This window comes from Microbacterium sp. NPDC056736, from assembly GCF_042790415.1.
Classification (GTDB): domain Bacteria; phylum Actinomycetota; class Actinomycetes; order Actinomycetales; family Microbacteriaceae; genus Microbacterium.
In genome coordinates this window covers 18937-32847 of sequence record NZ_JBHTZE010000006.1, presented here as the reverse complement: position 1 = coordinate 32847, position 13911 = coordinate 18937, and the positions used below count along the sequence as shown (strand labels likewise).

Here is a 13911-nt window from a genome sequence, read left to right as displayed (position 1 = left end):
CAGGGACAGGAGGACGGATGCTGCAGAAGCGGTGGTGGGACATCGCGGTCGTCGCCGGAGCGGCGTCGATCGCGATGGCCATCGCCTTCGGCCTGGGGCCGGGGGGCGCGGCCGAACGGGCGATCGCGTTCGTGGCCATCGCCGCGTTCGCGCTGGCGTACTTCGTGATCGCACGCCCCGCGATCGGCGCCGCGTCGACGGTGCGGTTCGTCGCGTTCATGATGACGATCGCTGTCATCCTCACCGTCGGAACCGCGGCGACCGCGTTCCTCGCGACCCTCCAGGTGCTCGCGTACCCGCTGGCGTGGGTGCTCGGCGACACCCGCCGCCGCGGCGTCATCGGGTCGGCTGTGATCGCCGCGGCTGTGATGCTCGGCTACGCGATCGGCGGCGGCTTCACCGTGGGCGCGATCGTCGCGGGACTGACGACCGCCGGGTTCTCGTTCGCCTTCGCGACCGCGTTCGGCCTGTGGATCTCGGGTATCGCGGAGTACGGCGAGGAGCGGGCGCGACTGCTCGACGAGCTGACGGCGGCGCAGGCCGAGGTGCGGGCGCTGAGCCACGAGCGTGGTGCGTCGGAGGAGCGGGAGCGGCTCGCCCGTGACATCCACGACACGCTCGCTCAGACCCTCGCGGGGCTCGTGATCTTCGCGGAGCGCGCAGGGCGGCAGTCTCGAGAGGGGCAGGCGGATGCCGCGGCCGCGACGATCGCGACCGTCGAGCAGGTCGCGCGCGACGCACTCGGCGAGGCACGCGCGCTCGTCGCCCGCACGGCCGCCGTGCCCGACGAGCCCGCGTTCGGTGCTGCCGTCGAGCGTCTCGCGGAGCGGTTCCGCGCGCACGACGGCGCCGCGATCGACATCGAGGTCGACGATGTCGCCGAGGCGCTCGACCGCGACCGGCAGGTCGTGCTGCTGCGCTGCGTGCAGGAGGGGCTCTCGAACGTCGCACGACACGCGCGCGCCACGCACGTCTCGGTCGCGGTGCGGGAGTCGGAGGAGGGCGCACTGCTCGAGATCGTGGACGACGGCAGCGGCTTCGACCCTGCGGGCACCGGCGGCGGATTCGGCCTCGCGGGAATGGCGGAACGCGTGGCTCTGGCGGGCGGCACGTTCGAGGTGGACTCCGCGCCGGGCGCCGGCACGACCGTGCGCGTACGGCTGCCGATCTCGCCGGGGCAGCCCACTGTGGCGTCCGCGGACGCACGCCGAGCGGGCGAGGCGCCGTGATCCGCCTCCTCATCGCCGACGACCATCCCGTCGTGCGCGCGGGCCTGGCCGGTCTGCTGTCGGACGAGCCCGGCTTCGACGTCGTGGCGGAGGCATCCGACGGAGACGAGGCGGTCCGCCTGGCGGCCGCGACGCACCCGGACGTCGTGCTGATGGACCTGCGCATGCCCCGGGTGGACGGCGTCACGGCGACCGCGCGGATCGTCGGCGGAGAGGCGGGCACGCCGCCGCCGCGCGTGCTGATCCTCACGACCTACGAGTCCGACGACCAGATCCTCGCCGCGATCGAGGCTGGGGCATCGGGCTACCTGCTGAAGGCGGCGCCGCAGGCGGAGATCGTCGCCGGCATCCGCTCGGTCGCCGCCGGGCAGTCGGCGCTGTCGCCGCAGGTCGCGGTGCGGCTCGTCGAGCGGATGCGCCGCCCCGAGCCCGGCGCCGTACTCACCGCCCGTGAGCTCGACGTGCTGCGGCTGGTCGCCACCGGTCACAGCAACAAGCAGGTGGCGGTCGCCCTCGGGATCGGCGAGTCGACGGTCAAGACGCACCTGCTCAAGGTGTTCGAGAAGCTGGGGGTCGCCGACCGCACGCGCGCCGTGACGCTCGCCATGGAGCGCGGCCTGCTCTCCTGACGCCGGCTCACCGCGAACGGGCTTCCGCCGGCGTCCTCGTCGGCTCCTGCCCCACTTCGCGGATCCGGAATTCGGACTTTCGCAGCGTTTCCGGAGAGCTGGCGGCGCATCGATCCGGAAACGCTTCGGTTCTCCGAATTCCGGATCCGCGACGGATGCCGCGGAGCGACGACGGATGCCCCGGACCGGGCGGTCCGGGGCATCCGTCTGCCGTTCAGCCGAACTGGTTCATCGTGTTGTCCTTGCCGCCGGCCTTGAGGGCCGCGTCGCCGGCGAAGTACTCCTTGTGGTTGTCGCCGATGTCGCTTCCGGCCATGTTCTGGTGCTTGACGGTCGCGATGCCCTCGCGGATCTCGCGGCGCTGGACGCCCTTCACGTAGGCGAGCATGCCCTCGTCGCCGAAGTACCCCTTGGCCAGGCTGTCGGTCGACAGCGCCGCCGTGTGGTACGTCGGGAGGGTGATGAGGTGGTGGAAGATGCCGGCGCGCGTCGACCCGTCGCGCTGGAACGTTCGGATCTTCTCGTCGGCCAGTCGCGCCAGCTCGGTGTCGTCGTACTCGACGCTCATCAGGTCGCCGCGGTCGTACGCCGACATGTCCTCGCCCCGCTCCGCGAGCAGGTCGTACGCCTGCTGACGGAAGTTGAGGGTCCAGTTGAACGACGGGCTGTTGTTGTAGACCAGCTTCGCGTCGGGGACGACCTCGCGGATGCGGTCGACCATGCCGGCGATCTGCTCGACGTGCGGCTTCTCGGTCTCGATCCACAGCAGGTCCGCGCCGTTCTGCAGCGACGTGATGCAGTCCAGGACGACGCGGTCCTCGCCCGTGCCGGGGCGGAACTGGTACAGGTTGCTGGCCAGGCGCTTCGGCCGCAGCAGCCTTCCCTCCCGCCGGATGATGACGTCGCCGTCGCTCAGCTCCGCCTCCGAGATCTCCTCGACGTCGAGGAACGCGTTGTACCGGTCGCCGAGGTCGCCGGGCCGGCTCGAGACGGCGAGCTTCTGCGTGAGCCCGGCGCCGAGCGAGTCGGTGCGGGCGACGATGATGCCGTTGTCGATGCCGAGCTCGAGGAACGCGTAGCGGACGGCGTTGATCTTCGCGAGGAAGTCCTCGTGGGGGACGGTGACCTTGCCGTCCTGGTGGCCGCACTGCTTCTCGTCCGAGACCTGGTTCTCGATCTGGATGGCGCAGGCGCCCGCCTCGATCATCTTCTTGGCGAGCAGGTAGGTGGCCTCGGGATTGCCGAAGCCCGCGTCGATGTCGGCGATGATCGGCACCACGTGGGTCTCGTGGTTGTCGATCTGGGACTGGATGAACTCGACCGCGGTCTCGTCACCCGCGCGGCGCGCCTCGTCGAGCTGCGTGAAGAGCAGGTCCAGCTCGCGGGCGTCGGCCTGACGCAGGAACGTGTAGAGCTCCTCGATGAGGGCCGGCACCGCCGTCTTCTCGTGCATCGACTGGTCGGGCAGGGGACCGAACTCCGAGCGCAGCGCGGCGACCATCCAGCCGGACAGGTACAGGTAGCGCTTGTTCGTGCTCTTCAGGTGCTTCTTGATCGAGATGAGCTTCTGCTGCCCGATGAAGCCGTGCCAGACGCCGAGCGACTGGGTGTAGACCGACGAGTCGGCGTCGTAGTCGGCCATGTCGCGGCGCATGATGTCGGCGGTGTACTGGGCGATCGCAAGGCCCGTCCGGAAGCGGTTCTGCGCCCGCATGCGGGCCACATGCTCGGGGTTGATGGCCTCCCAGCCGGAGCCGTGCTGCTCCTTGAGCGCCTGGATGGCTTCGATGTCGTCTTGGTACGCGGTCATGTCAGTTCCTTGGGTGGTGGTGTGGGTGTCGCGGGGACGGATGCCGCGTCACTCGGTCTCGACGAGGAAGCGCGAGTACGCGGGCAGCGTCAGGAACGCCGGGAAGTCCTGGCCGAGGGCGACGTCGCGGAAGATCTCGGCCGCGTCGTCGAAGCGGTCTCCGTCGCGGCGGTCCACCTCGCCGAGCACCTGTGAGATCAGGCCCTCGACGTGCTCGCGGGTGATCGGGGTGTCGTCCTCGGTCGTGCGGTCCTGATGGATCCACTGCCACACCTGCGAGCGCGAGATCTCGGCAGTGGCCGCATCCTCCATGAGGTTGTCGATCGCGACGGCGCCCAGGCCTCGCAGCCACGCCTCGATGTAGCGGATGGCCACCGAGACGTTGCCGTGCACGCCGGCGCTCGTGATCGGGCGGCCGATGTGGACGTCGATCAGGTCGGCGGCCCGCACCTCCACCTCGGGGCGCTGACGGTCGAGCTGGTTGGGCCGGTCGCCCAGCACCGCGTCGAACTCGGCGCGCGCCACCGGGATGAGGTCGGGGTGCGCCACCCACGTGCCGTCGAAGCCGTCACCGGCCTCGCGCTTCTTGTCAGCGGCGACCTTCTCGAATGCGCGCTCGGTCACCTCGGGATCACGGCGGTTCGGGATGAAAGCGCTCATGCCGCCGATCGCGAAGGCGCCGCGCTTGTGGCACGTCTGCACGAGCAGCTCGGTGTAGGCCCGCATGAACGGCACCGTCATCGTGACCTCGCTGCGGTCCGGCAGCACGAAGCGCGCGCCGCGGCCGCGGTAGTTCTTGATGATCGAGAAGATGTAGTCCCAGCGGCCGGCGTTCAGGCCCGCGCAGTGGTCGCGCAGCTCGAAGAGGATCTCCTCCATCTCGAACGCGGCCGGCAGCGTCTCGATGAGCACCGTCGCGCGGATGGTGCCGTGCGGGATGCCGATGTAGCGCTCGCTGAAGGTGAAGACGTCGTCCCAGAGCTTCGCCTCCTCGCTCGATTCGAGCTTGGCGATGTAGAAGTACGGGCCTCGGCCGTTCGCGATCAGCGCCTGGGCGTTGTGGAAGAAGTACAGCCCGAAATCGACGAGCGAGCCGGATGCCGCCATCGTGCGGCCGGCGCGGTCGGTGAAGCGGAGGTGCTGCTCGGGCAGGTGCCACCCGCGCGGTCGCATCACGATCGTCGGGGTCTCGGTCGCGGTCACCTCGTACCGCTTGCCCTCCGGGCTGGTGAACGAGAGCTCGCCGCGGATCGCGTCGCGCAGGCTCAGCTGCCCCTCGATCACGTTCTTCCACGTCGGGCTGGTGGCGTCCTCCTGGTCGGCGAGCCACACCTTCGCGCCCGAGTTCAGCGCATTGATGGTCATCTTGGGGTCGGTCGGGCCGGTGATCTCGACGCGGCGGTCCTCGAGCCCGGGGCCCGCGCCGGCGACCTTCCACTGCGCGTCCTCACGGATGTGCCGGGTCTCGTCGCGGAACTGCGGGTCGTGGCCGTTGCCGATCTCGAACCGGCGGCGCATGCGGTCGGCGAGCCGGTCGTGCCGGCGGGCGCCGAAGCGGTGGTGCAGTTCGGTGAGGAACGCCAGAGCCGCGGGGGTCAGGATCTCGTCGTAGCGGGGGCCGAGGCGCCCGGCGATCTCGATCGAGGGCTCGTGCGTCTGGGTGGGGATCGGTCCGGTGCGCGTACGCATCGGGGTGGCGGTTGCAGGTGTCATGGTCCCTGTCTTCCTGTGAGCAGTGCGTGGAGAGTGGGATGCCCCGATCCGGCGTGTGGGCCGGATTCGCGGTTGCCCCTGATCTGCGTTCTGGGCCGATCGGCGGTGTGTCGTGAGACCACTCTGCGGTGAAGTTCGGGGAACTGCCTGACGAATCAGGCTGTGAAGTTTTCGTCTATTTCTGTTTTCGTGACAGAATCGGCCCATGACGACGACGCTGACCAGGGATGCCGCCGCAGAAGTCCCCGACGATGGCGGGGTGGACCCGCTCACCATCGGCCGCCGCATCCGGCAACTGCGCACCGACCGCGGCATGACGCTGGAGGAGCTCGCCGCGGCCGTGGACCGCGCGCCGAGCCAGCTGTCGATGATCGAGAACGGGCGCCGCGAGCCGAAGCTGACGCTGCTGCAGGCGATCGCCCGCGCGCTGGGCTCGTCGATCGAGGCGATCCTCGAGTCGGAGCCGCTGGACGAGCGCGCCACGCTCGAGATCTCCCTCGAACGCGCCATGCGCGGCCAGACGTTCCAGGCGCTGGGGATCCCGCCTTTCCGCATCGGCAAGGCGGTGCCGACCGAGGCGCTGAAGGCGATGCTGGCCCTGCAGGGCGAGATCGAGCGTCTCCGCGACGAGCGGGCGGCGACGCCGGAGGAGGCCCGGCGGGCGAACGTGGCGCTACGGCGGCTGATGCGCACGCAGAACAACTACTTCCCCGAGCTGGAGATCGAGGCGCGCCGGCTCCTCGATGCCGTCGACCACCCGGGGGGTCCGCTGACGCAGCGCACGGCATCCGACATCGCCGCCCACCTCGGCTTCACCCTCCACTACGTGCCCGACCTGCCGCAGACGACGCGCTCGGTCGCCGACATCAAGAACGGCCGCCTTTACCTCTCCAGCCGGGTCACGGCCAAGGGCGACCCCCGCACCGCACTGCTGCAGGCGCTGTCGAGCCGCATCCTCGGCCACCGCGAGCCGACGTCGTACGCGGAGTTCCTCCGTCAGCGCGTCGAGACGAACTACCTCACCGGGGCGCTGCTCATCCCCGAGGCCCACGTCGTGCCGTTCTTGCAGGAGGCCAAGAAGGACCGCGCGATCTCGATCGAGGACCTCCGCGACGCGTACTCGGTCTCGTACGAGACGGCCGCGCACCGCTTCACGAATCTGGCGACCGTGCACCTCGGCATCCCGGTGCACTTCCTCAAGGTGCACGAGTCGGGCACCATCACCAAGGCGTACGAGAACGACGACGTGAACTTCCCCACGGACCGCCTCGGCGCGATCGAGGGCCAGATGTGCTGCCGCAAGTGGACGTCGCGCGTCGTCTTCGACGTCGACGACCACTTCAACCCGTACTACCAGTACACCGACACGGGCAACGGGACGTACTGGTGCACCGCCCGCGTGGAGCTGTCGAGCGAGGGCGCCCACTCGGTGTCGGTGGGTGTGCGGTTCGACGACACCCGGTGGTTCCTCGGCCGCGACACGACGAACCGCGGGGTGTCGAAGCACTCCGTCGAGGTCTGCTGCCGCCGGGCCCCTGCCGACCTCGAGGCGGCGTGGCGCGAGCAGTCCTGGCCGAACGTGCGGACGCCGAGAACCCTCCTGGCCACCCTGCCGACGGGGGCGTTCCCCGGGGTCGACACGACCGACGTCTACGAGTTCCTCGAGGCGCACGCGCCGCGCTGATCGTCAGTGCCGGCCGGCGACCCAGCCGGCGACGTGAGCCGGCCACGCGGTGCGCGGCGATGACCGCGCGTCCTCGACCCGGTCCGCCACCCGGTACGCCGTGTAGATCGCGTGCACCGCGACCCACCGCAGCGGCTCGACCTCCCAGCGCCGGGCATGGTGCCCGACCCACGGCAGCCGGGTGAGCTCGGTGTCGCGCGCGAGCACGAGGTCGGCCAGCGTGCGGCCGGCGAGGTTCGTCGCCGTCACACCGGTGCCGACGTAGCCGCCCGCCCAGCCCAGGCCGGTCGCCGGGTCATGCGCGACGGAGGCCGTCCAGTCCCGCGGGACGCCGAGCACGCCCGCCCAGGCGTGCGCGATCGGCACGTCCGCGGCATCCGGGAAGAACCGCCGCAGCAGCCGGGCGAGCGAGCGGATCGTGCGCTCCTGGGTGCGTCCGTCCGTGTCGACGCGCGAGCCGTAGCGGTACGGGACGCCTCTGCCGCCGAACGCGATGCGGTCGTCGGCGGTGCGCTGCGCGTACATGTAGACGTGGGCGAAGTCGCCGAGCGTCTCACGGGCCTCCCAGCCGATCCGCTCCCACACCGCAGCGGGGATCGGATCGGTCACGATCATCGACGAGTTCATCGGGAGCACCGCGCGGTGGTGCCCTCGCAGGTCGGGCGTGAACCCCTCGGTCGCACGCAGGACGTGTGCCGCCCGCACCGTGCCGCGGTCGGTCACCGCGCGGCCCGGCGTGATCTCGGTCACGCGCGTGTCCTCGAAGACGGTCACGCCCAGGCGCTCGACGGCCTCGGCGAGCCCGGCGGCCAGCTTCACGGGGTGCACGCGTGCGCAGTGCGGATGCCAGGCGGCCCCGAGCGCGCCGTCGATGCGGAGACGGGATGCCGTGGCCGCGGCATCCCACTCCTCGATGTCGGTGTGGGGCCACGAGCGGTCGTGCGCGACGGCGGCCTGCAGGCGGGCGAGCTGCGCGGCGGAGCGGGCGACGTTCAGCTCGCCGCCCTTCGCGATGTCGGCCTCGATGCCCTCGCGCTGCGCGACGCCGATGACCTCGTCGACGGTCTGGTTGAGCGCCCGCTGCTGCGCGATGGCCGCGTCGCGGCCGTGCGAGGCCGCGAACGCGTCGCGGCCGCCCGTGACGGTGTTCGTGAGCCATCCGCCGTTGCGGCCGGACGCCCCGAACCCGGCGAAGCGCTGCTCGAGCACGACCACCCGCAGTTCGGGCTGGGCGCGCTTGAGGTAGTAGGCGGTCCACAGGCCGGTGTAGCCCGCGCCGACGATCGCCACGTCGGCCTGCAGGTCGCCGTTCAGCGGCGGTCGCGGGGCAGGAGTCCCGCCGGCGCTGCGCCACCACCACGACACGTCGCCGTTGCGGATGTCATCGAGGTCTCGGGTCGGCGGCACGCGCACAGGCTACCGCCGCCGTCCGCGCACGCCGGCGCCGAGGGGTCGTCGATCCGTCCGATTCGCGGCGTCCACCCGTATCCGGTGTACGGCGCGCGACCGCCGCATGGTTCGAGCGCTCAGTCCTCCAGCGCGCGCAGCGCGGCCCACAGCTCCGCGCGCGTCGCGAACGACGACAGGTCGCGCCCGAGGACCCGTTCGATGAGCGCCAGGCGGGTGCGCACGGTGTGGCGATGCACGCCGAGGGATCGAGCGGATGCCTCGTGCGAGCAGTCCTCGTCGAGCCACACCCGCAGCGTCTCGAGGAGTCGGGTGCCCTGCGCCGCGTCGTGATCCACGAGGGGAGCGAGCTCGGCCCGTGCGAGGGCTCGCGCCTCATCCCCGAGGGCGGACAGGACGCCCGCGCCCGACACGTCGGCGAACGCCGTCACGGGGGCGAGACCGCGATCCCGCGCGACCCGTGCCTGGCCCACCGCCGCGGCGAACCCGTCGTAGCCGGTCGGGTCCGAGAGTCCCACCCGCACGTCGAAGCGGTCGGCGAGCTCGTCCACGGCCGAGCGGTCGTCCGACGGGACCACGAGCACGATGCCGTCGTCGCCGCGGCCGAAGAACAGCGCGCCGCGCCGCTCCTCCGCCCACAGCTCGAGCAGCTCGGCGATGCCGTCGACGCGCAGGGCGGAGGCATCCGTCAGTCCGACCATGACCGGCGCGGACGGCAGCGGCCCCCACAGCTCGCGCGACGTCCGCCGGGCGAGGCCGGGGTCGCCGGTCATGAGCGACTGCGCGAGCCCCGCGCGCAGCGCCGATCGCGCCCGCGCCAGGCCCTGCTGCTGCTCGAGCGCCAGGCCGGCCATCGCGATGACGGCTGTCACGACGACGCGTCCCTCCTGGTCGAGGTCCCCCGCGGCGATCGCGATCACGCCGCGGAGGTGCCCGCCGCGCCCGAGCGTCTGGAGCGTGAACGGGGTCTGGCCGATGTGCAGGGACGATCCCGCGCGCGCCCCGCGGTGGAGAACGCCCGTCACCTCGCGTTGCAGCGCGGCCGCCGTGTCGTGGCCGAGACTCCCGGCCGGGTGCTCGCGCGACAGCTCTCCGGCCGCGTCGAACATGCCCACCCAGGTGTCGAGCTGCTTGGCGAGCTCCGCCACCGTCGCCCCGAGGCCGTCCGGCCGGAGCGCGGCGAGCGCGATCGCCCGCTGAGCGGCCAGCGCCCAGCTGCGCCGGGCATACGCCTCGGCCGCGATCGCCTCGGCGTTCGCCCGCGCCACGGCGATGAACGGCGTGCGGTAGGGGACCTCGAACAGGGGCATCCGCTCATCCGTGCACGCGCCGACGAGCGCCGGTGGGATGCCGGCGCGCACGACCTCGGTGCCGAAGCCGAGACCGACCACGCCCCGCGCCGAGAGGCGGCGCACGTACGCGCGGTACACCTCGGCCGCGTCCGCGCCGCCGTCGTCGCCGTGGGGGAACTGGGTCCCGGTCGTGAGCAGCACGAGGCCCTCGGAGAGGAACGGTGTCGGGTCGGCGAGATCCGAGCTGTGCACCCATCGGATCGCTCGGTCCAGGGCCGCCGGATCGACGTCGTCGATCGCCAGTGACAGCTGCAGATCTCTGCGTGCGAGCAGTGCGCGCAGCGTGGGGGCGTCGGTGTCCATGATGCTCCGAGTGTACGTTTCGTACAGCGGTCCATCGAGAATGTACGGCCGGGAAGGTGCGGCGTCGGAAACGGCCGACATACGCTCCCCTCCATGAGCAGCGCAGCCGACACCCTCACCGAAACGCCCCTCGGCGGTCCCACCCTGCCTCAGCGGCGACGCCTCGTCACGAGCATCCCGGGTCCCCGGTCGCAGGAGCTGCTCGACCGCAAGGCGGGCGCCGTGGCAGCCGGTGTCGGCCACACCGCACCGGTGCATGCCGTGGCTGCCGGCGGCGGCGTCATCGTCGACGCCGACGGCAACTCGCTCATCGACCTGGGCTCGGGCATCGCCGTCACCACCATCGGCAACGCGCATCCGAAGGTCGTGAAGGCCGTTCAGGAGCAGGTCGCGCAGTTCACCCACACGTGCTTCATGATCGCGCCGTACGACTCGTATGTGTCGGTCGCCGAGGCGCTCAACCGGATCACCCCCGGCGACCACGCCAAGAAGAGCGCGCTGTTCAACTCGGGCGCCGAGGCGGTGGAGAACGCGGTCAAGATCGCCCGCAAGTACACCGGCAAGCCCGCTGTCGTGGCGTTCGACCACGGCTATCACGGCCGCACCAACCTCACGATGGCGCTGACGGCGAAGTCGATGCCGTACAAGCACGGCTTCGGTCCCTTCGCCTCGGAGATCTACCGCGCACCGCTGTCGTACCCGTACCGCGACGGACTGAGCGGTGCCGAGGCGGCGAAGAAGGCCATCTCGCTCATCGAGAAGCAGGTCGGCGCCGACAACCTCGCCGCGGTGATCATCGAGCCCATCCAGGGCGAGGGCGGCTTCATCGTTCCGGCGGACGGGTTCCTCCCCGCCATCGTCGACTGGTGCCGCGCCAACGGCGTCGTCTTCATCGCCGACGAGATCCAGACCGGCTTCGCCCGCACCGGCCGCATGTTCGCCAGCGAGGTGTTCGGCATCGTCCCCGACCTCATCACCACCGCCAAGGGCATCGCGGGCGGCCTGCCGCTGGCTGCGGTCACCGGCCGGGCCGAGATCATGGACGCGTCGCACGCCGGCGGCCTCGGCGGAACCTACGGCGGGAACCCGATCGCGTGCGCCGCGGCCCTGGCCGCCATCGACGTCTTCGAGAACGACGGGATGCTCGAGCGCGCCCGCGAGATCGAGGCCGTCCTCACCGAACGGCTGCGCGGGCTGCAGGCCGCCGACCCGCGCGTGGGAGACGTGCGCGGGCACGGCGCGATGATCGCCGCCGAGTTCGTGGATCCCGCGACCGGAGAGCCGGATGCCGCGCTCACCGCCGCGGTCGCGAAGGCCTGCATCGCACAGGGCGTCATCGTGCTCACCTGCGGCACGTACGGGAACGTCATCCGCTTCCTGCCGCCGCTGTCGATCACCGACGACCTGCTCCACGAGGGCCTGGACGTCGTCGCCGCCGCACTCGCGGCTGCGTGATCCGCGGCATCCGTGTCCTGCGCTCCACGGCGCGCAGACCTGACGAAGAGAACTCGACGAAGGAGTCCGAATGACCGAGTTGAGCCGCGATGTCGTCATCGTCGGCGCCGGAGCCGCCGGCCTGACCGCCGCCAACGAGCTGAAGAAGGCAGGCCTCTCGGTCGTCGTGCTCGAGGCGCGCGACCGCGTGGGCGGGCGCCTGTGGACCGACGTCGTCGACGGGGCCATGCTCGAGATCGGCGGTCAGTGGGTCTCGCCCGATCAGGACGCGCTGAAGGAGACCCTCGCCGAGCTGGGGCTGGAGACCTACAGCCGCTACCGCGAGGGGGACTCGGTCTACATCGGCCGGGACGGCGAGCTCAAGCGCTTCACCGGCGAGATCTTCCCGGTAGCGCCCGAGACCGAGAAGGAGATCGTCCGTCTCATCGAGCTGCTCGACGGCATGGTCGCCGAGATCGATCCCGACAAGCCGTGGGAGCACCCCGACGCCGAGGAACTGGACCGCGTCTCGTTCGAGGCGTGGCTCGAAGCCCAGACCGACGACGCCGAGGCGCGCGACAACATCGCGCTCTTCATCGCCGGCGCGATGCTGACCAAGCCCGCCTATGCGTTCTCGACCCTGCAGGCCCTGCTCATGGCCGCCAGCGCCGGCAGCTTCTCGCACCTCGTGGACGCCGACTTCATCCTCGACGAGCGCGTCGTGGGCGGCCTGCAGCAGGTTCCGCTGCTGCTGGCGGAGCGGCTGGGCGACGACGTCCTGCTCGGCCAGCCCGTCAACGAGGTGCACTGGTCCGACGAGAGCGTGCGCGTCGTCACCGACCAGGGGCTCCAGGTGCGCGCCCGCTTCGTGGTGCTCGCGCACGCCCCGATCCTCTATCCGTGGATCGAGTTCCAGCCGGCCCTGCCGCGCCTGAAGCAGCAGATGCACCAGCACATCTCGATGGGCTTCGTGATCAAGGTCCACGCCGTCTACGACCGTCCCTTCTGGCGCGACCAGGGCCTGTCGGGCACCGCGTTCAGCCCGTACGAGATCTCGCACGAGGCCTACGACAACACCAACCACGGCGACGAGCGCGGCACCCTCGTCGGCTTCGTGTCGGACCGCAACGCCGACGACCTCTTCCGCGTGCCGGCCGAGGAGCGCAGGGAGCGCATCCTCGAGTCGCTGTCGCACTACTACGGCCCCGAGGCGAAGACGCCGCTCGTGTACTTCGAGAGCGACTGGGGCGCCGAGGAGTGGACCCGCGGCGCCTACGCCGCCAGCTTCGACCTCGGCGGCCTCGCCCGTTACGGCGCAGACCTGCGCACGCCGGTCGGGCCCATCCACTTCGCGTGCAGCGACATGGCCGGCGCCGGCTACCAGCACGTCGACGGCGCGATCCGCATGGGTCGCCTCGTCGCCGGCAGCATCGTCGAGGCGGCCCGCCGATGAGCGCGCGGATCGTCGTCGGCTACACCGCGACGGATGCCGGCGCCGACGCGCTCTCGCTCGGCATGCGCCTGGCCAAGGCGACGGGCGCGGTCCTGGACCTCGTCGTCGTGCTCCCTAGTGAGGAGCGGAGCGTCATCACGCCCCCCAACGCCTCGTACGACCGCTACATCCAGGAGCAGGCCGAGGGCTGGCTGGCCGACGCCTCGAACCGCGTCATCGACGGGGTCGCGCACGAGTCGCACGTCCGGCGTGCGGAGTCCTTCGCCGAGGGGCTGCTCGAGTGCGCCCACGAGTCCGGCGCCTCGCTCATCGTCGTCGGCGCGGCCAACGGCGGGCTGCGGGGTCGGCACCGCCTGGGCACCGTCGCCAGTGAGCTCCTGCACTCCGCCGACGTCCCGGTCGCACTCGCCCCCGAGGGGACGCGCCTCATAGACCCCGCCGGCGGCGTCAGCCGCATCACCGCCGCCATCGGGCTGCGCCCAGGCGCCGACGTGCTGCTGGACGAGAGCATCGCGCTGGCCAAGGCGACCGGCGCCGAGCTGCGTCTGGTGTCGCTGGTGGCGCTCGACCTCCCGGCGGGCCTCGCGGGCAACGAGTCGGCCGCGCAGCACGCCGACGAGGTCTACGTCCACGTGCGGGCCGCGCTACCCGAGGGGATCCACGCCGACTCCGTGGTGGCGCTCGGCGACAGCATCGAGGACGCCGTCGCCGACCTCTCGTGGGACCCCCGCGAGCTCGCGGTCGTGGGCTCCAGCCGTCTCGCGCAGCCTCGTCGGCTGTTCCTCGGCTCGACCGCGGCGAAGATGCTGCACGAGCTGACCGTACCGATGGTGGTCGTGCCCCGCACCCGCCATGAGAGCAAGAACGGAGCACAGCGATGAGCGCTGGCCAGGAATC

Annotated in this window: 10 protein-coding genes; 6 read left to right on the top strand and 4 right to left on the bottom strand. The window is 71.4% G+C overall.

Going from position 1 to position 13911, the window contains the following annotated elements; genetic code table 11:
- The first annotated feature begins 17 nt into the window (after positions 1-17).
- Entirely contained in the window at positions 18-1229 is a 1212-nt protein-coding gene (locus ACFRAL_RS12670; protein ID WP_378883405.1) for a sensor histidine kinase, read from the top strand.
- The gene (locus ACFRAL_RS12665) at positions 1226-1858 is read left to right on the top strand and encodes a response regulator (protein WP_378883402.1); all 633 of its coding nucleotides are present in this window, start codon (positions 1226-1228) and stop codon (positions 1856-1858) included. Before ACFRAL_RS12670 ends, ACFRAL_RS12665 begins: the two co-directional genes overlap by 4 nt.
- A 214-nt stretch (positions 1859-2072) precedes the next feature.
- On the opposite strand, the gene ACFRAL_RS12660 is transcribed toward ACFRAL_RS12665, so the two are convergent.
- A complete protein-coding gene (locus ACFRAL_RS12660; RefSeq protein ID WP_378883399.1) occupies positions 2073-3668 on the bottom strand; it encodes an isocitrate lyase in 1596 nt (531 codons plus the stop codon).
- A 48-nt stretch (positions 3669-3716) separates the two neighbouring features.
- Positions 3717-5357, bottom strand: coding sequence for a malate synthase A (gene aceB, locus ACFRAL_RS12655; RefSeq protein ID WP_378883836.1), 1641 nt, complete (start codon positions 5355-5357; stop codon positions 3717-3719).
- A 229-nt stretch (positions 5358-5586) separates the two neighbouring features.
- Between aceB and ACFRAL_RS12650 the strand changes: the two genes are divergently transcribed.
- Entirely contained in the window at positions 5587-7065 is a 1479-nt protein-coding gene (locus ACFRAL_RS12650) for a helix-turn-helix domain-containing protein (protein ID WP_378883397.1), read from the top strand.
- Positions 7066-7068: 3 nt separating this feature from the next.
- On the opposite strand, the gene ACFRAL_RS12645 is transcribed toward ACFRAL_RS12650, so the two are convergent.
- A complete protein-coding gene (locus tag ACFRAL_RS12645) occupies positions 7069-8472 on the bottom strand; it encodes an NAD(P)/FAD-dependent oxidoreductase (RefSeq protein WP_378883395.1) in 1404 nt (467 codons plus the stop codon).
- A gap of 119 nt (positions 8473-8591) precedes the next feature.
- On the bottom strand, positions 8592-10127 hold the full coding sequence (locus tag ACFRAL_RS12640; RefSeq protein ID WP_378883392.1) for a PucR family transcriptional regulator: 1536 nt from the start codon (positions 10125-10127) through the stop codon (positions 8592-8594).
- A 93-nt stretch (positions 10128-10220) separates the two neighbouring features.
- On the opposite strand from ACFRAL_RS12640, the gene gabT reads away from it, so the two are divergent.
- The 3 genes from gabT to ACFRAL_RS12625 all read left to right on the top strand — a co-directional run bounded on the left by gabT (position 10221) and on the right by ACFRAL_RS12625 (position 13895).
- Positions 10221-11582 (top strand): 4-aminobutyrate--2-oxoglutarate transaminase, encoded by a 1362-nt coding sequence (gabT, locus tag ACFRAL_RS12635; RefSeq protein WP_378883389.1) that lies wholly within the window; start codon positions 10221-10223, stop codon positions 11580-11582.
- 70 nt (positions 11583-11652) lie between these two features.
- Positions 11653-13014: an NAD(P)/FAD-dependent oxidoreductase gene (locus tag ACFRAL_RS12630; protein WP_336394854.1), complete on the top strand. Its 1362-nt coding sequence runs from the start codon at positions 11653-11655 to the stop codon at positions 13012-13014.
- Positions 13011-13895 carry a universal stress protein gene (locus ACFRAL_RS12625; RefSeq protein ID WP_378883385.1) on the top strand — a complete coding sequence of 295 codons (885 nt, stop codon included), beginning with the start codon at positions 13011-13013 and terminating at the stop codon, positions 13893-13895. Before ACFRAL_RS12630 ends, ACFRAL_RS12625 begins: the two co-directional genes overlap by 4 nt.
- Positions 13896-13911: the final 16 nt, after the last annotated feature.

Bases quoted from the DNA above. Each gene is read 5' to 3' on its own strand.
- ACFRAL_RS12670 (WP_378883405.1), top strand. From the start codon at position 18: ATGCTGCAGAAGCGGTGGTGGGACATCGCGGTCGTCGCCGGAGCGGCG.
- ACFRAL_RS12660 (WP_378883399.1), bottom strand. From the start codon at position 3,668: ATGACCGCGTACCAAGACGACATCGAAGCCATCCAGGCGCTCAAGGAG.
- aceB (WP_378883836.1), bottom strand. From the start codon at position 5,357: ATGCGTACGCGCACCGGACCGATCCCCACCCAGACGCACGAGCCCTCG.
- ACFRAL_RS12650 (WP_378883397.1), top strand. From the start codon at position 5,587: ATGACGACGACGCTGACCAGGGATGCCGCCGCAGAAGTCCCCGACGAT.
- ACFRAL_RS12640 (WP_378883392.1), bottom strand. From the start codon at position 10,127: ATGGACACCGACGCCCCCACGCTGCGCGCACTGCTCGCACGCAGAGAT.
- gabT (WP_378883389.1), top strand. From the start codon at position 10,221: ATGAGCAGCGCAGCCGACACCCTCACCGAAACGCCCCTCGGCGGTCCC.
- ACFRAL_RS12630 (WP_336394854.1), top strand. From the start codon at position 11,653: ATGACCGAGTTGAGCCGCGATGTCGTCATCGTCGGCGCCGGAGCCGCC.
- ACFRAL_RS12625 (WP_378883385.1), top strand. From the start codon at position 13,011: ATGAGCGCGCGGATCGTCGTCGGCTACACCGCGACGGATGCCGGCGCC.